The organism is Catellatospora sichuanensis, from assembly GCF_007483665.1.
Lineage (GTDB): Bacteria > Actinomycetota > Actinomycetes > Mycobacteriales > Micromonosporaceae > Catellatospora > Catellatospora sichuanensis.
This window is the reverse complement of sequence record NZ_VIQO01000049.1, coordinates 1-22,475: the sequence shown is the minus strand read 5'-3', so window position 1 is coordinate 22,475 and position 22,475 is coordinate 1. Positions and strand designations below refer to the sequence as shown.

At 69.3% G+C, this 22,475-nt stretch carries 25 protein-coding genes; 14 read left to right on the top strand and 11 right to left on the bottom strand.

The window, feature by feature from the left end:
* Positions 1-35: 35 nt before the first annotated feature.
* The 4 genes from FLL47_RS40900 to FLL47_RS40885 form a co-directional block, all read right to left on the bottom strand.
* On the bottom strand, positions 36-428 hold the full coding sequence (locus FLL47_RS40900) for a (2Fe-2S) ferredoxin domain-containing protein (RefSeq protein WP_144128071.1): 393 nt from the start codon (positions 426-428) through the stop codon (positions 36-38).
* A 68-nt stretch (positions 429-496) separates the two neighbouring features.
* Positions 497-2,755, bottom strand: a complete 2,259-nt coding sequence (locus FLL47_RS40895) for a heavy metal translocating P-type ATPase (RefSeq protein WP_144128070.1) — start codon at positions 2,753-2,755, stop codon at positions 497-499.
* The gene (locus tag FLL47_RS40890) at positions 2,755-3,714 is read right to left on the bottom strand and encodes a hypothetical protein (RefSeq protein WP_144128069.1); all 960 of its coding nucleotides are present in this window, start codon (positions 3,712-3,714) and stop codon (positions 2,755-2,757) included. Before FLL47_RS40890 ends, FLL47_RS40895 begins: the two co-directional genes overlap by 1 nt.
* Positions 3,711-3,923, bottom strand: coding sequence for a heavy-metal-associated domain-containing protein (locus FLL47_RS40885; RefSeq protein WP_144128068.1), 213 nt, complete (start codon positions 3,921-3,923; stop codon positions 3,711-3,713). The genes FLL47_RS40890 and FLL47_RS40885 overlap by 4 nt, the downstream gene beginning before the upstream one ends.
* A 302-nt stretch (positions 3,924-4,225) precedes the next feature.
* Here FLL47_RS40885 and FLL47_RS40880 point away from each other — a divergent pair, with 302 nt between their 5' ends.
* Together FLL47_RS40880 and FLL47_RS40875 are read left to right on the top strand one after the other, a co-directional pair.
* Positions 4,226-4,624, top strand: coding sequence for a DUF6153 family protein (locus tag FLL47_RS40880; RefSeq protein ID WP_144128067.1), 399 nt, complete (start codon positions 4,226-4,228; stop codon positions 4,622-4,624).
* Positions 4,625-4,698: 74 nt separating this feature from the next.
* Positions 4,699-5,310: a DUF305 domain-containing protein gene (locus tag FLL47_RS40875; protein WP_144128066.1), complete on the top strand. Its 612-nt coding sequence runs from the start codon at positions 4,699-4,701 to the stop codon at positions 5,308-5,310.
* Between the two features lie 62 nt (positions 5,311-5,372).
* On the opposite strand, the gene FLL47_RS40870 is transcribed toward FLL47_RS40875, so the two are convergent.
* Entirely contained in the window at positions 5,373-5,699 is a 327-nt protein-coding gene (locus FLL47_RS40870) for a metal-sensitive transcriptional regulator (protein WP_144128065.1), read from the bottom strand.
* A 92-nt stretch (positions 5,700-5,791) separates the two neighbouring features.
* Between FLL47_RS40870 and FLL47_RS40865 the strand changes: the two genes are divergently transcribed.
* The 4 genes from FLL47_RS40865 (at position 5,792) to FLL47_RS40850 (ending at position 12,024) form a co-directional block, all read left to right on the top strand.
* The gene (locus FLL47_RS40865) at positions 5,792-6,037 is read left to right on the top strand and encodes a heavy-metal-associated domain-containing protein (RefSeq protein ID WP_144128064.1); all 246 of its coding nucleotides are present in this window, start codon (positions 5,792-5,794) and stop codon (positions 6,035-6,037) included.
* Positions 6,038-6,083: 46 nt separating this feature from the next.
* Positions 6,084-7,538: an MFS transporter gene (locus FLL47_RS40860; protein WP_144128063.1), complete on the top strand. Its 1,455-nt coding sequence runs from the start codon at positions 6,084-6,086 to the stop codon at positions 7,536-7,538.
* Between the two features lie 160 nt (positions 7,539-7,698).
* Entirely contained in the window at positions 7,699-10,224 is a 2,526-nt protein-coding gene (locus FLL47_RS40855; RefSeq protein ID WP_144128062.1) for a copper-translocating P-type ATPase, read from the top strand.
* A 513-nt stretch (positions 10,225-10,737) separates the two neighbouring features.
* Positions 10,738-12,024 (top strand): C40 family peptidase, encoded by a 1,287-nt coding sequence (locus tag FLL47_RS40850; protein WP_186316224.1) that lies wholly within the window; start codon positions 10,738-10,740, stop codon positions 12,022-12,024.
* A 180-nt stretch (positions 12,025-12,204) separates the two neighbouring features.
* Here the strand turns inward: FLL47_RS40850 and FLL47_RS43475 are convergent, their stop codons facing one another.
* Entirely contained in the window at positions 12,205-12,675 is a 471-nt protein-coding gene (locus FLL47_RS43475; RefSeq protein WP_222106434.1) for a TetR/AcrR family transcriptional regulator, read from the bottom strand.
* Positions 12,676-12,880: 205 nt separating this feature from the next.
* Between FLL47_RS43475 and FLL47_RS40840 the strand changes: the two genes are divergently transcribed.
* The gene (locus FLL47_RS40840) at positions 12,881-13,348 is read left to right on the top strand and encodes a hypothetical protein (RefSeq protein ID WP_144128060.1); all 468 of its coding nucleotides are present in this window, start codon (positions 12,881-12,883) and stop codon (positions 13,346-13,348) included.
* A 254-nt stretch (positions 13,349-13,602) separates the two neighbouring features.
* On the opposite strand, the gene FLL47_RS40835 is transcribed toward FLL47_RS40840, so the two are convergent.
* From FLL47_RS40835 to FLL47_RS40830, 3 genes are all read right to left on the bottom strand, one after another.
* Positions 13,603-14,460 carry a C40 family peptidase gene (locus FLL47_RS40835; RefSeq protein ID WP_144128059.1) on the bottom strand — a complete coding sequence of 286 codons (858 nt, stop codon included), beginning with the start codon at positions 14,458-14,460 and terminating at the stop codon, positions 13,603-13,605.
* Between the two features lie 15 nt (positions 14,461-14,475).
* Positions 14,476-14,619: a hypothetical protein gene (locus FLL47_RS43470; protein ID WP_186316222.1), complete on the bottom strand. Its 144-nt coding sequence runs from the start codon at positions 14,617-14,619 to the stop codon at positions 14,476-14,478.
* Between the two features lie 289 nt (positions 14,620-14,908).
* On the bottom strand, positions 14,909-15,478 hold the full coding sequence (locus tag FLL47_RS40830; protein ID WP_144128058.1) for a TetR/AcrR family transcriptional regulator: 570 nt from the start codon (positions 15,476-15,478) through the stop codon (positions 14,909-14,911).
* Positions 15,479-15,584: 106 nt separating this feature from the next.
* On the opposite strand from FLL47_RS40830, the gene FLL47_RS40825 reads away from it, so the two are divergent.
* From FLL47_RS40825 to FLL47_RS40800, 6 genes are all read left to right on the top strand, one after another.
* A complete protein-coding gene (locus tag FLL47_RS40825) occupies positions 15,585-15,737 on the top strand; it encodes a DotU family type IV/VI secretion system protein (RefSeq protein ID WP_144128057.1) in 153 nt (50 codons plus the stop codon).
* A complete protein-coding gene (locus FLL47_RS40820; protein ID WP_222106430.1) occupies positions 15,737-16,252 on the top strand; it encodes a DUF2269 domain-containing protein in 516 nt (171 codons plus the stop codon). Before FLL47_RS40825 ends, FLL47_RS40820 begins: the two co-directional genes overlap by 1 nt.
* Before the next feature lie 161 nt (positions 16,253-16,413).
* Complete coding sequence (locus FLL47_RS40815; RefSeq protein WP_144128056.1) at positions 16,414-16,830, top strand: cupin domain-containing protein; 417 nt, start codon at positions 16,414-16,416, stop codon at positions 16,828-16,830.
* Positions 16,831-16,871: 41 nt separating this feature from the next.
* Positions 16,872-17,351, top strand: a complete 480-nt coding sequence (locus tag FLL47_RS40810) for a MerR family DNA-binding protein (protein WP_144128055.1) — start codon at positions 16,872-16,874, stop codon at positions 17,349-17,351.
* A gap of 142 nt (positions 17,352-17,493) precedes the next feature.
* On the top strand, positions 17,494-17,703 hold the full coding sequence (locus FLL47_RS40805; RefSeq protein ID WP_144128054.1) for a hypothetical protein: 210 nt from the start codon (positions 17,494-17,496) through the stop codon (positions 17,701-17,703).
* 325 nt (positions 17,704-18,028) lie between these two features.
* On the top strand, positions 18,029-19,177 hold the full coding sequence (locus FLL47_RS40800) for a hypothetical protein (protein ID WP_144128053.1): 1,149 nt from the start codon (positions 18,029-18,031) through the stop codon (positions 19,175-19,177).
* 634 nt (positions 19,178-19,811) lie between these two features.
* Here the strand turns inward: FLL47_RS40800 and FLL47_RS40795 are convergent.
* Entirely contained in the window at positions 19,812-20,420 is a 609-nt protein-coding gene (locus tag FLL47_RS40795; RefSeq protein WP_222106429.1) for a carbonic anhydrase, read from the bottom strand.
* Between the two features lie 2 nt (positions 20,421-20,422).
* On the opposite strand from FLL47_RS40795, the gene FLL47_RS40790 reads away from it, so the two are divergent.
* A complete protein-coding gene (locus tag FLL47_RS40790; RefSeq protein WP_222106428.1) occupies positions 20,423-21,472 on the top strand; it encodes an MFS transporter in 1,050 nt (349 codons plus the stop codon).
* Here the strand turns inward: FLL47_RS40790 and FLL47_RS40785 are convergent.
* A complete protein-coding gene (locus tag FLL47_RS40785; RefSeq protein WP_144128051.1) occupies positions 21,454-21,966 on the bottom strand; it encodes a hypothetical protein in 513 nt (170 codons plus the stop codon). The genes FLL47_RS40790 and FLL47_RS40785 overlap by 19 nt on opposite strands.
* Positions 21,967-22,475: the final 509 nt, after the last annotated feature.

Here is a 22,475-nt window from a genome sequence, read left to right as displayed (position 1 = left end):
CGCCCCGGCCGGCGGGGCTGGGCCGGGGCGGTGCGTCAGCGTGCGCCGGCACGCTGCTCAGCGTCCAGGCGCCGACCCGGCGGCTGCGCCCGTTCGGCCAACTCAGCCGGGATCTCGGCCAGGCCAGGGCCGCCGGCGGCGATCCACTGCGCCAGGGACTGTGTCGACTGCGGGTCGAGGATGCGTCCGAACCACGTCGCCCGCCCGCCCGCGGCTCGCCCAGCTCTGCTGGGCGCCACCACGACGGTGTTGCTGCGCTCGCAGTTACCCAGGCAGCCGGTGACGGTCAGGTCGACGCCGGGGGCTTGGCGCAGCTGCTCGGCCTGCTGCTGGTGGTCGGTGTCGGGATGCTTGCTGACGGTGCCGCAGCAGCAGCCCCGGCACAGCACCACCCGGCATGTACCCGCAGCGTCGAGGGGGGTCGGCATCGTCGGTTCGCCTCTCGTAAATGCGGGCTGGTGGCATCGCCCCTACAGGCGGTGCCACCAGCGGTGGGTCAGCGTGCGGTGACGGTGGTGAAGCCGCGCAGCCGCAGGCTGTTGGACACCACGAACACCGACGACAAGGCCATCGCCGCACCGGCGATCATCGGATTCAGCAGCCCCAGCGCCGCCAGGGGCAGGGCGGCGACGTTGTAGGCGAACGCCCAGAACAGGTTCGTCTTGATCGTCGCCAGGGTGCGCCGCGACAGCCGGATCGCGTCGACCGCGGCCATCAGGTCGCCGCGGACCAGGGTCAGGTCGGCGGCCTCGATCGCGGCGTCGGTGCCGGTGCCCATCGCCAGCCCGAGGTCGGCCTGGGCCAGGGCGGCGGCGTCGTTGACGCCGTCACCGACCATCGCCACGACCTTGCCCTCGCCCTGCAGCCGCTTGACGACCTCGACCTTGTCTGCGGGCATGACCTCGGCGATCACCTGCTCGATGCCGACCTCGGCCGCGATCGCCTTGGCGACCGTGGTGTTGTCCCCGGTCAACAGCACCGGCGTCAACCCCAGCGCCCGCAGCCCGGCGACCGCGGCGGCGCTGGTCGGCTTGACCACGTCGGCGACCGCGAACACCGCACGTGCGGCACCATCCCAGCCGGCCAGCACCGCCGTGCGCCCGGCCTGCTCCGCGATCTGGCGGGCGGCGTCGAGCTCGGCAGGCACGCTCAGACCGTGCTCGGCCAGCAACGCCGCCCGGCCCACGACCACCGCAGTGCCCTCGACGGTGCCGGTGACACCCAGGCCTTGGGTGTTGGCGAACCCGGACACCGGCGGCAGGTCCCCGTCTTCGGCCGCCGCGGCGGCGATGGCCTGAGCGATCGGGTGCTCGGAAGCGGCCTCGGCCGCGCCGGCCAGCCGCAGCGCGGTGGCCCGGTCGGTGCCGTCGGCGATGACGACGTCGACCAGGGTCATCCGGCCAGTGGTGACGGTGCCGGTCTTGTCCAGCACGACGGTGTCGACCCGCCGGGTGGACTCGAGCACCTCGGGACCCTTGATGAGGATGCCCAGCTGCGCGCCGCGGCCGGTGCCGACCAGCAGCGCCGTCGGCGTCGCCAGCCCCAGCGCGCAGGGGCACGCGATGATCAGCACGGCGACCGCGGCAGTGAACGCCGCCGCAACACCGTTGCCGGTGCCCAGCCAGTACCCCAGCGTCGCGACCGCCAGGGCGATGACGATCGGGACGAACACCGCCGAGATCCGGTCAGCCAGCCGCTGCACGGCCGCCTTGCCGGTCTGGGCCTGCTCGACCAGCCGCGCCATCTGCGCCAACTGCGTGTCGGCACCGACCCGGGTCGCCTGCACGACCAGCCGCCCGCCGACGTTGACGGTCGCGCCGACCACGGAGTCACCGGGACCGACCTCGACCGGCACCGACTCACCGGTCAGCATCGAGGCATCCACCGCCGAACTGCCGTCGGCGACAAGGCCGTCGGTGGCGATCTTCTCCCCGGGCCGGACCACAAAACTGTCTCCGACGGCCAGCTGCGCCACGGGGATGCGCTGCTCGCGGCCGTCACGCAGGACGATGACGTCCTTGGCGCCCAGTTCGAGCAGCGCCCGCAGGGCCGCGCCGGCGCGGCGCTTGGACCGGGCCTCGAAGAACCGGCCGGCGAGGATGAACACGGTGACCGCAGCAGCGACCTCGAGGTAGATGTTGCCGGAGCCGTCGCTGCGGGAGATCGACAGGCTGAACGGGTGCGTCATGCCGGGCGTGCCCGCGGTGCCGAAGAACAGCGCCCACAGCGACCACCCGAACGCGGCCAGGGTCCCCACGGAGATCAGCGTGTCCATGGTCGCGGCCCCGTGGCGCAGGTTGACCCACGCGGCACGGTGGAACGGCGCGCCGCCGTAGACCACGACCGGTGCGGCCAGGGTCAGCGACAGCCACTGCCAGTTCGTGAACTGCCACGCCGGGACCATTGCCAGGACCACGACCGGCACCGCCAGGACCAGCGATTTCCATAGGCGTCGGCGCAGCCCGGCGAGCTCGTCTGCCGGTGCGGCCTGCTGGTCGGGTTCGGCTTGCGGGGGTGTCGGTACGGCGGCGGTGTAGCCGGTGGCCTGCACTGTGGCGATCAGGTCATCGGGTGACAGCGTGTCGGGGAACGTCACTGACGCCTTCTCGGTGGCGTAGTTGACCGTGGCGGACACACCGTCCATGCGGTTGAGCTTCTTCTCGATCCGCGCGGCGCAGGAGGCGCAGGTCATGCCGCCGATGGCGAGCTCGATCTGCTGGGTGGCGTAGGTGAGCGGCTTGCTGTCGGTGCTCATCAGTGCCCTCCTTCGTGTCCGTGCGACGGGCTGGGCGCCGCGGCGCTGGGCGCGGGCGCCGGTGCGGCGGCCTGCCCGGCCACCGCGGTGAACGAGGCGGTGCGTACGACGCCGGCGTGCTGGAAGTCCAGGAACAGCCGGTAAGCCCCGGCGGAGGGGACCTCGGCGTGGAAAACGATCTGAGGTCCGGCGGCGGTGCGGCCGTCGCCGGGTGTGCCGTCGGGGTGTACGTGCAGGTAGGCCAAGTCGCCGTCACGCAGCGCGACCAGGTGCCCGTAGGCGGCCAAATACGGCTGCAGGTCGGTGACCGGCACGCCGTCCTTGGTCACGGACAGGGTCAGTTTCGACGAGGTGCCGGGCACCAGGTCGCCGTCGAAGGTGATGGTGTAGCCGTCGACGGTGGCCGTGCGTGCGGGCGCGGGCAGCGGCTGCGGCTGATAGTCACCTGCGGCGGGCAGGTCCACGCCGAGGGTCAGCGACTGGTCGCGGCCGGCGGGCTGGAAGTCGGCGAACAGCCGGTACTGCCCGGCGGCCGGCGCCTTCAGGTCGATCTGCCACACGCCGTCGGGACCCAGCGTCGGGTGGACGTGCTGGAAATCGGTCAGGTCCCGTCGCACGACGATCAGGTGCAGGTCCTTGTCGTGGGTGGGCGTGTAGGCGGTGACGGGCTTGCCGTCCGGGCCCAGGACCGCAAACCGCAGCGCGGTGGGGGACTGGGTGGACAGGGCGGTGGTCAGCGGCTGCAGCCGGTAGCCGTCCTCGGCGGTCTGCAACCCGCCGGGCACCTCGGCCGGCTGCGGGGCGGCAGGTGTGGCGGCGTGGCCGCCGTGCGCCGGGCTCGCCGGCTGGGGGTTGTCGGCGGCGGAGCCGGGGCCGGCCAGGTGGCCGGCCCCGAGCGACGCTGCGAAGACCGCGGCCAGGCCGAGCCCGTACAGGCTCAGCTTGAGCGGGGTGTTCATGACTGTGCTCCGATCAGTTCGTAGCCTGCCTCGTCGACCGCGGCGGCGACCGCGGTCTGCTGCAGCGGCTCGGTGCTGGTCACGGTGACCGCACCGGTCGCCAGGTCGACCTGTACGCCGGTCACGCCGTCGATCTTGCCGACTTCGGCGCTGACCGAGTTCACGCAGTGCCCGCAGGTCATTCCCTTGACGGTGTAGACGGTCTCCATCACAACTCCCTCCACGCGATACCCCCACGGGGTATCTCTCACGGCACCGTAACATACCCCCGGGGGGTGTGGCTAGCGGGCGGCGATGGCCGTCGTCACACCGAACACCTCTTCCCCGCAGGCCACGCTGTCACCGGTGTACGGCGACCGGCGGCGAGCCGGCCGTCGAACACCGGCCGGTCGACGAAGCGCCTGCTCGTCGCCGAAGATACCCCCCGCCGGTATCCTGGCCGCAGCACGTGGCACCCTGGCCGCAGACGCGATCGCCCGCTGCGCGGGCGAGGGTTGGCTACGGTGGAAAGGTGACCGACGTGCACCGGGTGACGCTGCGAGTGCTGCTGATGGCAGTGCTTTTCGGCCTCACCCTCATGCACACCTTCGGCCACGCAGCCCACGCAGGCCCCCACCACCCCGACGCGGCAGGCGCCTACAGCCACACCGCGCCCACAGCGGTCCCCGCGTTCCAGCCGGACGACTGCCACGGCTGCGGCGACCACCAGCCATGGCAGGCCTTCAGCGTCTGCATGGCCGTGCTGTCGGCACTGGCCCTGCTCGCGATCGCCCTGTTCTGGCTGCGCCGAGCGGCCGGCCGCGTCCATCCGCCACGGCCGGCCGCAGCGGCGTCCGCCTGCTCGCGCGGCCCGCCTGCGGTGGATCCGCTGCGCCTGCGCCTTGCCCGCCTGTCGGTGTCTCGGACGTGAGACGACCCCTGCGGCCCACCTGTGGCGGCCGCACGGAACACCTCACGTCCGGCAGACCGATGGAAGGCTCAACCATGAACAAGAACATCGTCCGGCGGCTGCTGCTGACCGGCTCCCTCACCGCTGCCCTGTTCGCGGCCGGCTGTTCGGCCGCTGGCGAGCACGGTGGCAACAGCGGCCACGGCGGCACACCGGCGCCGTCGATCCCGGCCGGGTCGGCCCACAACGCCGCAGACGTCACGTTCGCCCAGGCCATGATCCCGCACCACCAGCAGGCGGTGCGCATGTCCGAACTCGCCGCGACCAGGGCCGCCGACCCGCAGGTCGCCCAGCTCGCCACGCAGATCAAGACGGCGCAGGGCCCTGAGATCGAGACCATGCAGAGCTGGCTCAAGGCGTGGGGTCAGCCGACCGCCATGCCGGGTCACGACATGGGCAACATGCAGTCGATGCCCGGCATGATGACCGACGAGCAGATGGCCGCGCTGGAAGGCATGTCGGGCGCGGCGTTCGATCGCGAGTTCGTCCGCATGATGATCGCCCACCACCAGGGTGCGATCACGATGGCCAAGACCGAGCAGGCCAACGGCTCGGACCGCGCGGCCAAGGAGCTCGCGGCGAAGATCGAGAAGGATCAGACCGCCGAGATCGCCACGCTGCAGCAGATCCTCGACCGGCTGAAGTAACACCAACGCGGCGGGTGCAGGGCCCAGCCCTGCATCCGCCGTCACACGACGCGGTGACCCGTTCAGCCGCGCTTCATCAACCGCCCGACCGCGGCCATCATCTCGGTGGCCATCTCCTCGGAGCGGCCCTGCTCGGCGCCGGCCTGCATGCAGTGGCGGGCGTGGCCGTCCAGCAGGCCCAGGCCGACCTTGTCCAGCGCAGCCTGGATCGCTGAGATCTGGGTGAGCACGTCGATGCAGTAGCGGTCGTCTTCGACCATTTTCTCGATGCCGCGCACCTGGCCCTCGATGCGGCGGATGCGGGTGAGCAGCTGGTCCTTGGTCGCGGTGTAGCCGCGGGTCGGGGTGCCCGTCGCGGGCGTGGTCGGGGCGTGGGTGTGCGTCGTCATGACACCACTATAGCGAAACCCCCGGGGGGTATGCTACGTTGCCGAAGACGCTATACCCCCACCGGGTATGGGTATCTGAGAGGGGTTCTGTCATGGGCTGCTGCGACAACGGCACCTGTTCGACCACCACCGTTTCGGCCATCGGCCGCGCCTACACCGTGTCCGGGATGACCTGCGGCTCGTGTGCCGCCCGCGTGACCGCCGCGGCGCGGGCCGTGCCGGGTGTCACCGACGCCACGGTCGACCTGGCCGCCGCCACCCTCACCGTCGCCGGCACCGCGAGCCCGGCCGAGATCACCGCGGCCGTCACCGCCGCCGGCTACACCGCACACCCCTAGAACCCGCCGGCCCCACGCGGCCGGAACCTTGAAGGGACCCGAAGTCATGTCAACGCAACCGCGGCGCTCGTGGGCCCTGGCGCTCATCGCCGCCGCACAGTTCATGGTCATCATGGACACGTCGATCATCGGCGTCGCCCTGCCCCACATTCAGGACCAGCTCGGCTTCACCCAGGAAAACCTGTCCTGGGTGTTCAACGCCTACGTGATCGCCTTCGGCGGCCTGCTGCTGCTCGGCGGGCGCCTGTCGGACCTGTTCGGCGCCCGGCGCATGTTCATCACGGGCTGGCTGATCCTGCTCGCCGGCTCCGCAGCCGCCGGCGCCGCCGGAGACGTCGCGACCGAACTGAGCGCCCGCGCTGTGCAAGGCGCCGGCGCCGCGCTGATCGCCCCGTCGTCGCTGACACTGCTGATGATGCTGTTCGGCGCCAACCCGCGCGAGCTGACCCGCGCTCTGGCCCTGTACGGCGCGGCCGCCCCAGCCGGCGGCACCGCTGGGGTGTTCCTCGGCGGCCTCATCACCCAGTACCTGTCCTGGCCGTGGATCTTCTACCTCAACATCCCGGTCGCCATCGCCGCCGTCATCGCCGCCCCGGCGCTGATGCCGGCAGGTACCCGAGCCCGCGGCAGCGTCGACTGGGCCGGCGCGCTCACCGTGACCGCCGGCCTGGCCGCATTGGTGTACGGCATCGTCGCCGCACCCGAACGCGGCTGGACCTCCCCCCACATCTGGGCCGTGCTCGGGGCAGCGACCGCTCTGCTGGCCGCCTTCGTGATCATCCAGGGTGTGCGGCGGGCGCCGCTGCTGCGCCTGTCGCTGCTGCGGGCGCCGAACCTCACCGCGGCCAACCTCGCCCAGGCACTGCTGGGCGCGGCGTGGATCCCGATGTGGTTCTTCCTCAACCTCTACCTGCAGCAGGTCCTCGGCTACAGCGCCCTGCCGGCCGGGGCGGCACTGCTGCCGATGACCCTGCTCATCATGGCCGCCATGATCACGCTCGCGCCGCGGGTCATCGCCCGGTTCGGCCCGAAGGCGACCACCGTCACGGGGCTGGCGATCCTGGCCGCAGGTATCGGCTGGCTGGCCCTGGTCCGCGCCGACGGCAGCTTCACCGCCGACGTCCTCGCAGCCTCGCTACTGGCCGCGACCGGCATGGCCCTGGCGTTCATCCCGTCGCTGGGCACGGCGATCTCCGCCGCACCCCCAGCCGACGGCGGCCTGGCCTCCGGCCTGGTCAACACCAGCTACCAGGTCGGCTCCGCGCTCGGCCTGGCCGCGATGACCGCCCTGGCCGCCTCCCACGGCGCCACCGCACTCGGCGACCCTGACGCACTGACCGGCGGATTCTCCGCCGCGTTCACCGGCGCCGCCGTCATCGCGGCCGCGGCCGCCGTGCTGGCCGCCATCACCCTCCGCACGCCATCGCCAACCTCACAGCAGGCCACAACAGAGCAGACGACCGCCGAGCAGGAAGCCCTCGCGGTCCGGACACGAGCCTGACCGCTTGCCCGTGGCGGGGAGCCGGCACCACCGCGCTGCCCGCCAAGGCCGGAAACGCCACCAGCAAGCTTCCCAAATAATGATCAAATCGCGCGCCCGACTTACCCCCACGGGGTATGTTCGGAAGTGGATCTAGCGAAGACGGGACTGGGGAACCGCAATGAGACACCAACACTCCGGCCAAGGCCACCAGGCCCACAACAGCGCGCACGGCGGCCATGTCGCCGAGATCGCATTGGAATTCTGCTTCTGCGCCACCGAACTGGCCGCCCTCGAGCGGTGCCTCATCGCACAGCCCGGCATCACGACCGCGGTAGCCGACCGCACCCGCTCCGTCCTGCACATCGGCTACGACCCGGAACGCATTGACGCCCCCGGCATCCAGGCGTTGCTGCGCGGGCGCGGCTACGGCTGCGAATGCGCCGACTGCCCGGCCTCGTGCTGCCAGCCCGGGCACCCGGCCGCCGGCCATCCCGACGAGCCGGATGCCCACGCCCACCACCCCAGCCACACCGCCGCCAGCCGGCCGGCCGACGACCCGGCCGGCGGCCACGCCCACCAGTCGCCAACGGCGACGATGCAGCACCCGCCGGCCGCCGACCAGACACACCCGGCCGAGCACGACGAGCACGCTGGCCACGACGAGCACGCCGGCTACGACGAGCACGCCGGACACGGCGCGGACATGGTCGCCTCGATGCTGCGCCGCTTCGTCATCAGCGCGGTCCTGACCATCCCGATCGTGTTGTTCTCGCCGATCGGGGAGGTGTTCGGGTTCCCGTCGCAGCCGCCGTTCGGGCTTTCCATGGGCTGGTTCGGGCTGATCCTGGCCACCCCCGTCGTGTGGTGGGGCGGCTGGCCGTTCATCTCCTCGGCGGCCCGCTCGCTGCGTCACGGCGAGGTCACCATGATGACCCTGATCGCCGTCGGCATCCTCGTGGCCTACCTGTACTCCGTCGCCTCGACGCTGCTCGGCGGGCATGAGGTGTTCTTTGAAGCCGCCGCGATGCTGACCACGCTGAGCCTGCTCGGGCACTGGCTGGAGATGCGCTCACGCTTCGCCACCGGCCGAGCCGTCGAGGCGCTACTGCAACTGGCACCGCCGACGGCGATCGTGCGCCGCGTCGGCCAGGAGACCGAGATCCCCCTGGACCGGGTGGTCACCGGTGACGTGATCGTCGTGAAGCCGGGCGCGAAGATCCCCGTCGACGGCACCGTCGCCGACGGGGAGTCCTACGTCGACGAGTCGATGATCACCGGCGAGCCGGTGCCGGTCGTCAAGCGGCCGGGCGACCCGGTGGTCGGCGGCACGATCAACACCACCGGCGCGTTCACGTTCACCGCCACCGCGGTCGGCGCCGACACCGCACTGGCCCGCATCGTGCAGATGGTCCGCAACGCACAAGCATCCAAGGCCCCCGCGCAGCGGCTGGCCGACACCGCCGGCAAGTACCTCGTCTACGTCGCGCTCGCCGCGGGCGCGCTGACCTTCGCCGCGTGGATGCTGTGGGGCGCACACGGGGTCGGGTTCGCGCTGACCGCCGCGGTGTCGGCGATCGTCATCGCCTGCCCCGATGCCCTCGCGTTGGCCACCCCGACCGCGATCACCGTCGGCGTCGGGCAGGGCGCCCGCGGCGGGGTGCTGTTCAAGAACGCCACCGCCCTCGAAATGACCGCCGGTATCGACACGGTCGTGTTCGACAAGACCGGCACGCTGACCGCCGGCAAACCCACCGTCACCGACCTCGTGCCCGCCGACGGCGTCACCGATGAAGAACTGCTGCGCCTGGCTGCCGGTGCCGACCAGCCGTCCCAGCACCCTCTTGCCGCGGCGATCGTCGACGCCGCCCGTCAGCGCGGCGTCACCGTCAACCCGCCCGAGGTTTTCGACTCGGTACCCGGCCACGGCGTCCAGGCCACCGTCGAAGGCCGCAAGGTGCTCATCGGCAACGCCCGGCTAATGCAGCGCGACAACATCGACATCAGCGGGCTGACCGGCGCCGGGCTGGCGCTGGCCGGCGACGGCAAGACCGCCATGTACGTCGCGGCCAACGGCCGTGCGCTGGGCGTCGTCGCGGTCGCCGACCCGATCCGCGACTCCGCCAAGGCCGCGATCGCGGCGCTGCACGCCGCAGGCGTGCGCACGGTCATGCTGACCGGCGACCAGCGCTCCACCGCCGAGGCGGTCGCCCGGCAGTTGGGCATTGACACCGTCATCGCCGAAGTCCTGCCCGCAGAAAAAGCCGGCCACATCGCCAAGCTGCAGCAGGGCGGCGCGAAGGTGGCGATGGTCGGCGACGGTGTCAACGACGCCCCCGCCCTGGCGCAGGCCGACATCGGCATGGCGATCGGCGCGGGCACCGACGTGGCCGTGGAGACCGCTGATGTCGTGCTCATCCGTGACAACCCTGCCGACGTCGCCTACGCCCTGAGCATCGCCCGCGCCGTCCGAAAGAAGATCAAGCAGAACCTGTTCTGGGCCGCGATCTACAACCTCCTCGCCATTCCGGTCGCAGCCGGAGTGTTCTACACGAGTCTGGGGATCCTGCTGCAGCCGCAGTGGGCGGCGCTGCTGATGAGCGCCTCCACCATCATCGTCACCTTCAACGCGCTGCTGCTGCGCCGGCACACCCCGCCCGTGCCGCAGCCCGCACGTACGCCTGCCACCACGGCGGTTGCCAGCTGAAGCGGGTCAGACCGTCGGGCGCAGCACGGCGAGAGCGACCGCGATGAGACGGGCTGACGGCGACATTCGCCGTCAGCCCGCCTCATGCCCTGCAGGCGCTGATGCGGCATCCGGCCCGTTTCGCCGCAGGCAACGTCACTGCGGACGTCCCCTGAGCTCGCGGCGTCGGCGAGCAGCTCGGTGACACGGAGGCGCAGGTACTGGGTTTGGGCCTTGCGCGGGCATCGCCGGGGCCGGGCAAGTGCTGGCCAACGGACCTCTCCCGACCAACGCCTCGGTGCGTGCGATGCCGCCGCGGCATCAACGGCGCTGCCCTCACAGCTGGTGTACAGCTTGATGGCACCGGCGCAGAAGGGTCGACACAGATCCTGACTTCCGGTAGGAACATCGTGGGACCAACCAGGGGAGGGCGGGCCACTGATGTCCAAGCGCCGAAGTGGACAGACTCGACGGCAGAGCCAGGTTGCGCTGGGCAGCGCCGTTCTGAGCGCACTTATCGCAGGTGGCATCGCTGTGCCCGCCGGCGCCGAGGCGCCCGTCGGTTCGAACATCACGTCGATCCCCGACGCGGGCTCCCGCCCCCAGCCCGACGGGCTGCCGGCACTGCCGCTCGGCTCGCTGAGCCAGCCCCGCACTCAGCCGACGACCGCCCAGGCCGTGCTGCTGGCCCAGTACACCGCCGCCGAGCTTGAACTGTCCGTGCTCGGTGCGCGCCGCAGCGAGCTGTATCAGACGTACGCCAACGCCCTCGTGGCCAAGGCCGTGGCCGACTACGCGTGGCGGGCCACCGCCGATACCCTGCGTGAGGCCAAGAAGGCAGCCGAGGCCGCAGCGGTGGCCGCCTACCAGGCCGCGGTCAAGGCACCGCCCCGGCTGGGCGAGTCGCTCAACGAGCTCGAGCAGCTCATCCCGCGCAACGAGGCGACGCCGGAGACCGAGGCCGTGCTCAACGACCTCGCGCGCGCCCAGCAGGAGGAGCGCCAGGCGTACACGGTGCTCACGGCCGCCATCACGGCCGAGCAGCAGGCTTCCTCGGCCTACGCGGCGGTGGAGACGGAGTTCAAGCGTAAGGAGGTCGCCTTCCTAGAGCTCAAGCGGCGCCTCGCTGAGCTGCAGTCCGAAGCCGACCGCGTGCGAGAGCTCGAGCAGCAGAACCTCGGTGGCTACGACGCCGGCAAGAGCAACGCCGGACTGGTCGCGCATACCAAGGCGCGCCAGGCCGTCATGTTCGCGCTCAGCCAGCGTGGCAAGCCCTACCGCTGGGGCGACGAGGGCCCCAATACCTATGACTGCTCGGGCTTGATGCTGGCTTCGTACCTTTCGTCCGGCGTCAGGCTCAACCGAGTCGCCAAGGACCAGTACTACGGGACCCGGCACAAGACGGTCAGCAAGAACGCGCTGCTGCCGGGTGACCTGCTCTTCTACGCCACCGATCCCGCCGATTGGCGCACCATCCACCATGTGGCCATGTATATGGGCGACGGCCGCGTGGTACAGGCACGCACTACGGGCGATGTGGTGAGGATCTCGACTGTCAATCTGAGTTCTGTCGACTTCGCCACCCGGGTGGTGGACGCGCTGCCGGCGCCGAACCAGCCCGGCCCGACGCAGACCAGCGGCCCGGCGCCGACGCAGACCACATCGCCGCGGCCGTCGGCTAGTTCCTTGCCCTCGGCGAGCAGCTCGCCGACCCCCTCGGCCAGCCCGTCGCCATCCCCGTCGCCGAGGCCCGCCGAGTCGCCGTCCGCGGCGGGCCCAGGTCCATCGAGCACGCCTTCCCCGGTGCCCGCCCCGGCGTAAGGCTCGCTACACCATCGTGTTCGACGTGATGCGCCTTAAGGACCGGGACGGACCGATTGTTAGGACCGCAGTTGCTTGAGGCGACCGATGAACTGTTCGAGTGCGGGTTGCGTCGGTGTGGGCATGTGATGCGACCGATCGGAGGCGGCAGGGTGTGCGTTGACGACTGCCGCCGGTCGCTTAGGGGTGGGTGGCTGCAAGGATCAGCCTGCGCATCAGCCGGTCCAGTTCCACCGGTTGCATCGGTTCTGCCGCTTGAAGCCACCATTGCACGATAGCCAGGTAGGCGCCGGCGGCGTACTTCGTGAAGCCGTCGAGCGGCAGCGGCAGCTGTGTCAGCCGGGCTTGCAGGAGGTCTTGCCTGATCGCTTCTTCGAGCAGGGACATGATGCGCTGCGCGACCGGGGTGTGCTGGGCGGAGCCGAATAGTGCCTGCCCGAGGGCGCGGTGCTGCTCAATGTGGCGCAGCAGCGGCAGGCTGAAGCCCAGCGGCTGTTCGTTAGGGCTGGTCAGGACTGTGCGCAGTTCACCGAGTGAGGCGTTGAGTAGCGCCTCTTTGCTGGAGTAATGGGCGTAGAAAGTCGAGCGGCCGACGTCGGCTCGGTCTATCACGTCCTGGACGGTTATCTGGTCGTACTGCCTCTCGCTCATGAGGCTCAGTAGCGCTGTTTGGAGCGCGTTCTGGGAGCGCCGTACACGCCGGTCGGATGTTGTGGCCACCATCACAGTCCTTTGCTGGACGAAGCGTCTGTCAGCTGTGCCGAATCGAACTGTTCCAGGCAGAACCGTTCCTGGTCCCACGAGTCTAATGAACGTAGCGTTCGTTTCCAGACATCATGTTCGGAAAGGATGCTTCGTGGATAGGACGCTTCGCCGTTCTATAGTCGCCGTCACCGCTGCCATGGTCGCGACCGGCGTTCATCATGTGTTCCGGTTGGGCACGGGAGCGCTGCCGGCGGCAATCGGGCTTTGCCTGCTGCCATCGGTGCTGGTAGCCGTCTACCGGTGGCGATCCAGCCGGTGGCTGCTGGGCGGGTACCTGCTCCTCAACATGCTGGTCGTGTGGTGGTTCGGCGTCGTCGACGGATTCCTCGACCACGTGCTCAAGGCGGCAGGCCTGTCCAACCTGACTTTTCTGCCCGGAGGCGACCAGGACGTGGTGCCGACCGTTTACCAGCTGTGGTCGCCGCAAGCGACTCAGGTCTTCTACGAAGGCACCGGCGTGCTGACCGCTGTGGCCAGCGCGTTCACGACGTACTACGGATGGCGCCTCGCGTCGCAGCTGTTCAGGTCGTTGCTGGACGAGCAGCCCAGCGTGCGGTAGCGCAGACGCGGGGCAAGTTCAAGGCACCGTGGGGTCGGCAGGCAGCGTGCCGGGCAGTCGGGCGGGGCAACGACCGGAAACGTCGTTGCCCCACTCCGGCCACCGGCCGCAGCAGGCATGAGACTGAGTGCGCCACAACCCCCGACGTGCTAAGCCGCGCCAAGACCGGCGGAGAGGTCTTCAGCATCGCGACCAGCTCGGCCGGTTTGGCGATTTGCCTACGTGATGAGTGAAGGTACACGCGCGAGCGCCGGTCAGCTTGGACGTACGTATCCGGCCAGCGGCATGACGTCGACGTACTGCATGCGCACGACGTCGCCGGTGTGGGGTGCGTGGACCATGACCCGCCTGCCGTTGACCTTCCCGACGTACATGCCCATATGGTGCAGGCCGTCGTTGGGGTAGAAGAAGACCAGGTCGCCGACGATGGGGGTACTCACCCGCTTGCCCTCGGTCCACTGGGCCTTGGTGTAGTGGGTCAGCTCGACGCCGGCTTTCGCCCATGCCCACTGGGTCAGGCCCGAGCAGTCGAAGGTGTTCGGGCCGTTGGACCCGAAAACGTACGTCTTGCTGATCTGCTTGCACGCGGCAAGCGCCGCGGTGTTGCCCTTCGAGGACGTGTTGTCCTGCGTGCCGAGTGCGGGCACCGGGCACAGGTTGCCGATCTTCAACGAGCCGCCGGGGCCGCCGCTGCCGTATGCCTTGAGTCGCAGGGCCGCGAGCCGTTCCATGTCGGCCTCGATGGTCTTCTTCTTGGCCGCCATGTCGGCGTCCTTCTTCGCCTGGTCGGCGATGATCTGGTCGAGAGCGGCTTTCTGCTCGTCGAACTCGGCCTTCACCTCGGTCGTCTTGGCGATCTCCTGCTGCTTGGCGTGGGCCAGTTGGGTCAGGATCGACAGCTGCTGGGCGAACCGCTGAGGTGACCCCGTGGACAGCAGCGAGTTGATCTCCTGTGTGCGGCCGCCTTTGTAGTACTCGGAGGCGATGACGCCGACCCGGGCCCGGGTAACCTCGACCGTCAGCCGCAGCGGCGCGAGCTTCGCGTCCAGGGTGGCGGCCTTCTTCTTCAGCTTGTTCAGCTCGGCGTGGACCTTGTTGTACTCCTCGATCACCGGCTCGAGCTTGTTTCACGCGGTGAGGATCTGGGCCTCGATCTCGGCGGGGGTCGGCTCGGCGTGCGCGGGGGCCGAGCAGAGCAGTCCGGCCGTCAAAGCTGCCACCACGATCAGGACCCGCGCGAGCGGGCGGGACGCGGTATGGAGGGGGGACACCGGATCTCCTTTGCCGCCGACCGCGGCCGGAGGTCGGGGTGAGCCCGGCGGCGGTGACTGCCGCGGGGTCGCAGGGGGTGCAACCAGGCGTACGCGGCAGTTGGCCACCAACCCTAGGAAGAAAGGCGAACCGGTTTCAACCCAGGGCCAGGACAACTTCGCTGAGCTGCCGCGATGTCACATACCGTCAGGCTCAGGCCGAGCTGTGATGGCGGCAGGCACATCGTCGAAACGTCACCGTCCGACGGCGCCGCCGGTTGCGGCCACCGCGCCTGCGAGCCGAGCCGGGTCAGGCCGGCGGCCGCAGACCGGCGAGGGTGACGGCGACCAGCCGGCCGAGCGCTACTTTCGACGTCAGACCGCTGGCGGCCTGCAGAGCGTTGAGGCAGAACGCGGCCAACTCCGCCGCGGGGACGTCGTCGCGCACGTCACCGGTGCGTACGCCGCCAACGATCAGGTCGGCGACGAGCGCGCGTAGGTGCTGATGGGCGTGGGCCATGTGCGGACCTTGGTGCAGCATCGCCGCCACGTCCCCGCCGTGGCGGGCCTGGCAGATGTGCGCGTACGTCTCCAGCACGCTGACCAGGGCCCGGCCGGGGTCTCCGGCTTGCTCGCGCACTGCCTGAAGCTGGTGCAGGTGTGCGCCGACCTGCCGCTCGTGCCACGCCTGCAGGATCGACTCGACGTCGGGGAAGTACTTGTACAACGTTGCCCGGCCGATGCCGGAGGACTCGGCGATCTGCGACATCGTCACCGACGCCAGCCCGTGCGCGGCGACAAGGTTCGCGGTGGCGTCCAGTACCGCCTCGCGCACCGCGTTGCGGTGCGCGTCGATGGTGGCGTTCCACAGCTTCGGCACCCGCCCAGTCTACGAGACGTCGGGTCAGATACATATCGTCTTGTGCAAGACACTATGTATCGTTAAAGTGGCGGCGGAAACAGCACGCCCTGATCGAGGAGTCGACATGACCCAGCGCACCCCCGACGAGAACCACACCCCGCTGCCAGCGGGCATGCCACTCTGGGTGAAGATCTCCGGCCTCATCGCGATCTTGCTCGTCGCAGCGTTCCTCGCCCTGCACCTGACCGGCAACAGCCCCACCCACGGCGGCCACTGATGCCCATGCCACCCCGGCTACGCAAAACCGCCCTCACCGCACACGTCACCACCTCGCTGGGCTGGCTCGGCGCCGTCGCGGCCTTCCTCGCCCTGGCCATCGCGGGCCTCACCACCACCGACCCCGACCGAGCCCACGCCCTCTACCTCGCCGCCGACCTCATCACCTGGACAATCATCGTCCCGCTCGCCCTGGCCTCCTTCGCCACCGGAATCATCCAGTCCCTCGGCACATCCTGGGGACTGCTACGCCACTACTGGGTCCTGGCCAAACTCATCCTGACCATCCCCGCCACCGCGGTGCTGCTCGTGCACACCCAACCCATCGCCGTCCTCGCCACCAGCCACGACGCGCTCGCGACCGACCTGCACGGCCTACGGATCCAGCTCATCGCCGATGCTGTCGCCGCGATCATCGTCCTTCTCGCCGCGACGGTCCTGGCCGTGTTCAAACCACGCGGTATGACCTGCTACGGACAACGCCGGGCTCAACCGGCCGCAGCCTCGTCCCGGTAGCCGCACCGTCGTCACCCCCGGCGAGCGGCAGGCGATCCGCATGGCACGCACCGCGGCGACATGCCCGCGCGCGACCAGCACACAGGCGGGCGCATCAAGACAGGCCACCTCAAAGCGGCGAATCGGCCTTCACTGGCCGCTGAACTGCCTAGCGTGAAGCCATGACGTCTTCACCGCAGCCGGCCTGGCCGATCACCTCGGTTCTAACGACGCTGTCCGAGGAAGCCCCGCCGACAGTCCCGCAGCCCACACAGGTCACGACGCTGCTGGTCGAGATACCGCCCGGAGGGCGTGGTCTGCCGCCGCACCGGCACTCCGGTCCTGTCTTCGGCTACATGCTCGAGGGGGAGATGAAGTTCGAACTCGAAGGCGAGCCCGAACGGGTACTGCGGGCAGGGGAGGCCTTCTGGGAACCCGGGGGAGACCTTATCCACTACCAGGACGCCAATAACCTGCAGGACGCGACGACCAGGTTCGTCGTGGTGATGCTGAGTGTGCCCGGAGCACAGATGGTCACCTTCGTGGACGCGGACGAACTCGAACGTCGCCGCGACCGGCGCGCACCCAGACCAGCGTGACGCGGGTAGGGTTATAAAACCCATGGGCCTTTAGCTGCGCGATGCCTGCCGCACGCCTGCACTCATCGATAACTCAGCCGCCGACATATCGGCGGCTGACCCGCTCGACAGACAGATTGACGACGTGCCGGACGCAGCGCGGGGGTGCACCTGCAGCGCCCAGTCCGGGATCCGCCCGCTGTAGTGGCGGACGTCCTCGTCGGGCGGGGACGGCCCAGCGGCTCGGGTTCACCCTCGACGAGGTCGCCGAACTCGTCGGGCACCCACCGCAACGGCGCCGATCTGACACCAGCCTGCAGAAACGCGCCGCGACCAAACTCGTCGAGATCGAGACGAAGATCGCGGACCTGCGGACCATCGCCGCAAACCTGCGCACCGCCCTCGACGCGGGCTGCGACGACCTGACTACCTGCGCAACGGACTCATGGCCTGACGCTATACCCAGCACTCCAGGGCAGGGCATAGCCCTGTTTCTGGAGGTCGTCGCCAGACAATCTCGTACGTCCGCTGGACGTCGTTGAGTCGATGTAGATTATCGCGATTACGCATGTATCGAGTGTTTTGAGTGGGTGAGTCGCTCGGCACGTCGCGCTTCCCACGCAGCTGCGGTTGTAGCCTGTGCCGAGCAAGCTCCGAACGCCGAGCCACTACGAGGAAGAGCCGATGGCGAGAAAACGGAACGTGCCGCCGATCCTGGCCACCGCCGAGGTGACCATCGTCTCCGGCCCGGGTGCGAAGTACCTGGAACAGGAGCAGACCAGGGCGGTATCAGATGTACTGCGGTGGGTCGCCGAGAACCCGAAGCCGGTCAACACATCACCCGACGAGGCGGGCGAGCCGGCGGTCGTGAGCCGGCAAGCTGACAAGCGCTGAGTAACGGAGGCGGACGCTGGTCTTAGGGGCATTGGAACCTCCGCGGGACTACGAACGGGCCTACAGTGCTCAATACATCCCCCTTTAGAGCTCCCAGGCTGCAGCGGCCGCCTGAAGCGCGAACACGGCCGCGGTGTTGATGACGATCAGCGGCGAGTCCGCTGGCCCGATCGGCCTCGTTGGTGCATTTGCGCCGTACGGTGGCTGTGCAAGCGGCGATCGTGGCGGTAGATATGAGGGAATGCCCCGTGCTCGTGTTAGACGACATTCGCCTGCTGTCGCACTGCGCATTGCCGGTCGCTGGATATTGGCCGCTCTGCGGTGGGTGGCGATCACCGTTTCGCTGCTCATCGGCCTATTCGCGCTTACTGTGGGTGCCTACGACGCGGTAGCCGCCGACCGTGTCGGGGAGCAGGTCGTTGGATCGATCGTCGCTGTCGCGGGCCTGGCGCTGGCCATAGCCGGCGGCAAGGCGCTGAAGGACGGTGCGAGGTTTCGTGAACGCGGCTACGCTCTGGTGGGGTTCGCCTTGGGGGCCTTTCCCGGTTCGGCGATCTGCCTGATTCAGCTGGGCTCATTCGGCTACAGCCCACGGGCTCTCTACTGGATGGCAATGGCACTGTTGCCGTTCACCGTCGCAGTCTCGGCCTGGGCCAAGGGCGCCCGCCCGGGCGGGCGGCAATCCACGGTTTGGGCCACGGTCGTCACGACGATCCTGGCTGCCGCGCTGCCGTGGATCGGCGGCGCCTTCCGCGCGGTCGAGGGGCCGGAGACACTGCAGGTGCAGGCGCTACTGACGGTAAGCGGTCATCGGCAGGATCCGAAGCTGGGCAAAATCGCCGTCGTCAACATCAGTGTCACCGTGCGGAACATCAGCAGCCGGCGGCTGGTCTTCGTGGCATCGTCGTACACGCTCAGGGCGGTCAAACGCCCGCTCGTTTCGAACGTCCCCGACACAGCGGACACGGACATCATTGATGACCTGGGCAGACACAGTTGGTCCGCCCGTTACGAAAAGCCGTCGTCGGCGCCGAAACTGATCGAGGCAGGTTACCTGTACGAGCCCGGCGACTACCTGGAGGCTGGAAGCGAGAACACCCAGAGCTTCCCAGCACTCGTCCCGCTGAAGCAGTACGACACCGCGGAGGTCGACGTCTCGATCGCCACCGGGTTCGCCGACCGGGCACTGCTCGGCGAGAGTACCGGTTCGGACTATCCGCTGCTGCAGTCATGGCACCTGGAGAACACGGGATTGATCAATAAGCTCACCATGGGCGAACAGCAGGTGGAGGTCCAGTACAGTCTGCACACCGACGAGTACGGACCGCTCTTCGGATACTCGGTCACCACGGCCGACGCGCCAGCCGAACGCACACAGCCATACGGCACTTACAACCCCCACACCGAGAGCACGTTCGGGTTCGGGGTGGGCGGAGCCAGCCACGAGATCGCCCTCGACACGGCCGCACCGTGAACCCGGGCCAGCCACCGCCGCAACACCTGGAGATCATTAACATGGGGGTCTGCCCGGTTGGGTGACGCCTGCGTCATGCCGTCGGGGGACCGAGGTACCTCTGGCGGGGGAGTGGGCTTGTGGGTTTGGGGATGTGCGCCGCAGTCTGGACGCAGACAAGTCACTCGGAACGGATGGGATGGTGGGGCTGGCGGCGTGGAGCAAAACGTGGAGCACGGCCCCGCTCGGAACTGCACGCAACTGCGCTGAGCTGCGGCGTACTGCACACAACTGCATACACGTCCTGATTGGACGCCCGTGAAACCGCAGGTCACTGGCTTGATGAACGCTTCCCTTTTTTTCACACGGAAGAGGTCACTGGTTCGATCCCAGTATCGCCCACAGATATATGCAGGTCAGAAGCTCGCTAGCGATCACCGGTAGCGAGCTGCTTCGATTATTGGTGGGCAAATCTGCTCCACAATTGCCCCGCATCAATGGGTCAAACTCAGCTTGATCCTTACACGGCGATCGCGTCACCCCTGGTCACGGGGCTGCGCCGAGTCGCGGCGAAAGCGCGGAGCCCGCTTCCTTGGGCAGGAAGAGTTCTCCGCGTTCTGGCCACTGCATCGCCGACGCCTGATCAGGTCAGCGATCAGGTCGCGGAGTTGGCGGTGAGGTCGAGACCGCGGGCGGCTACCACCTGGGCGCTACCGTCGGCCAGCCGGTAGCACAGGCCAACGACGGCGGCCCGGCCTGCTTCTACCCGTTCGGCGAGCACCCGAGAGCGGTCCAGGAGAAGATCGACCGTATGCCTGATGTGCTCGGCCAGGATTTCGTCGGGCTCGAACAGGCCTGCGGCTCGGGCCGCGAGCACGCTGGGCGTCACCCGCTCGACCACGTCGCGGACGTAGCCCGCTGGTGCGATCCCGTCCTCCAACGCGGCGCAGGCGGCGCCCACCACGCCGCACGAGTCATGGCCGAGAACCAGTACCAGCGGGCAGTCGAGTACGTCTGCCCCGTACTCGATGCTGCCCAGCACCTCCGCGCCCATCACGTGACCCGCGGTGCGCACCACGAACAGGTCACCCAGGCCACGATCAAAGATGATCTCTGCCGCCAGTCTGGAGTCGGAGCAGCCGAACACCACTGCGAACGGGCGCTGGCCAGGCGCGATCTCGGCCCGACGTGTCGCGTCCTGGTTCGGGTGCTCCGGCGCGGGTTGGTGGATACGCGGCAACGGCCGTGCGGGCGTCGCTGACATCGGTGGCGACCAGCGTGTGGCAGGTCGGTGTCCTGCGCGCCGGGGCATGGACGGCCCGAGGGCTGCGAGTGCCGGCCCGCAACGCGCTGCTGGCCGACGTGGTGCACCCGGCCGCGTACGGGCGGGCGTACGGCTTCGAACGCATGATGGACAACCTGGGCGCGATTTTCGGCCCGCTGCTGGCCCTGGCGCTGGTCGCCTCGGTCGGCCTGCGGTGGGCGATCGCGCTGTCGGTCATCCCCGGGCTGCTGGCCGCCGCTGCGATCGTCTACGCCATCCGCAACACTCCACGCCCCACCAAGGCCGAGCGCATCGCGATCCGGATCCGGATCCGGCCCGTGCTGCGCGGCGACCTCGGCCGGCTCATGGGTGCGATCACCGCGTTCGAGGTCGGCAACGTCGCGGCCACCCTGCTGATCCTGCGCGCCACCGAACAGCTCACCCCAGACCACGGCGCCACGACAGCCACGACCATCGCCCTGGCGCTGTACGCGGTCTACAACCTCGCCGCCACGCTGGCGTCGCTGCCGGCCGGGTACACCGCCGACCGGATCGGCGTACGGGGACCAGTCTGGGTCCTGGCCGCAGGCGTAGCCCTGTTCCTTGCCGCCTACCTCGGCTTCGCCGCCGACACCACCACCATCGTGCTGATGGCACTGCCGTTCGCCACGGCGGGTCTGGCCATTGGCTGCGTCGAGACCGCCCAGCACGCCGCCGTCGCCGCACTCGCGCCGACCGAGCTCCGTGGATCGGCCTTCGGGCTCCTCGCGGCCATCCAAGCCGCAGGCAACCTCGCCGCCAGCGCGATCGCCGGGATCCTGTGGACGGCCGTGTCCCCGACGGCCGCGTTCGTCTACCTCGCCGTCTGGATGGCTCTGGCACTGGTGTGGATGTTGCACACCGCGATGCGCTCGGCGCCGGGGCCCGACCTCCGCCGCTCAGGCATAGACACGCACGGCCGTCGGCGGAGTGTGGCCGGTGTCCGAGGTTGCCGCCGAGAGGTTAAGCGGTTTGTCCGCCCACGTCGGGTGATTCAGCGACGCGGGGACTGAGCAACGATCGGAAGCTCGATGGTGGCGTGAAGTATGGCCAGCACACCGGCGTGATGATCGCGGGTGCGTTCGCATGCCAAGGCGACGGTGCACGGCAAATCGCGACCGCATCTGCAAAGTCCGTTGTCGGCGGGGTGATGCTGGGAGATGAGCGCGGCGGCGGCGGCAATTTGTCTGTGCGCTGTTTGCGCAACCTCGGACTGCTTAACCACGTTCTGCCTCCGCAGAAACTCAGACAGCCGCCGCACGGCCGTCAGCCAGCGGTGCAGTCCCCCTGCGCGCCCGACGTGCGACGGCCCACCCACCTCGGCGCGCCGGTGCCTGAACGTGTGCGGGTAGGTGAGAGGGCTGCATGAGCCGATCGGCTCCCGCCCGTCATCCCCGCCCGGCAATCGATCCGGTCCTTGCCGGCTGATCGCCCTCGGAGTCGCGGTGGTGACGGCCGTGATCGTGATCGTGACACCGGCGGCCATCCCGGCGACGAACGCGGTCAAGACGTCACTGTGGGCTGTGTTCTTCTGGCAATGCCGTCCAGTCGCCGCCACGCCGACGATTGCCGCGCCTGCCCAGCGGTTCTGGCACACCGAAGCCGTAGGCGGCATATGCCTGGCTGCCGGGAACGCGCTGGCGGTACTCGCCGGATTAGGACGTCCGGTGCCGCTCGCCAGCCCTGTTTTCGTGTCGTCGGTGATCGTCGCAGCGGGCATCGCGACCCTGGGCTGGGCGCCCCTGCGCCCGGCCGTGATGACACATGGCCCTCGCCGCGGCGCGCGGCGAGGGCCATGTGTCATTTGCAACAGTGATCCGTCTGCCGTCCCCGGGTCCGTTAGACATGGCCTAGTTGCTCAGGCGTGGGACTCGCAGTCCGGCGAGCATTGAGCTTCCACCCCAGGACCGGACACCGGGGTTCTCACGCTGCGAGGGCGTGGTCGTGACGATACCCGAGGCGGACCTCGGTGGGTGTGCGGTATCCGAGGGTGGAATGTAGACGGTTGGCGTTGTA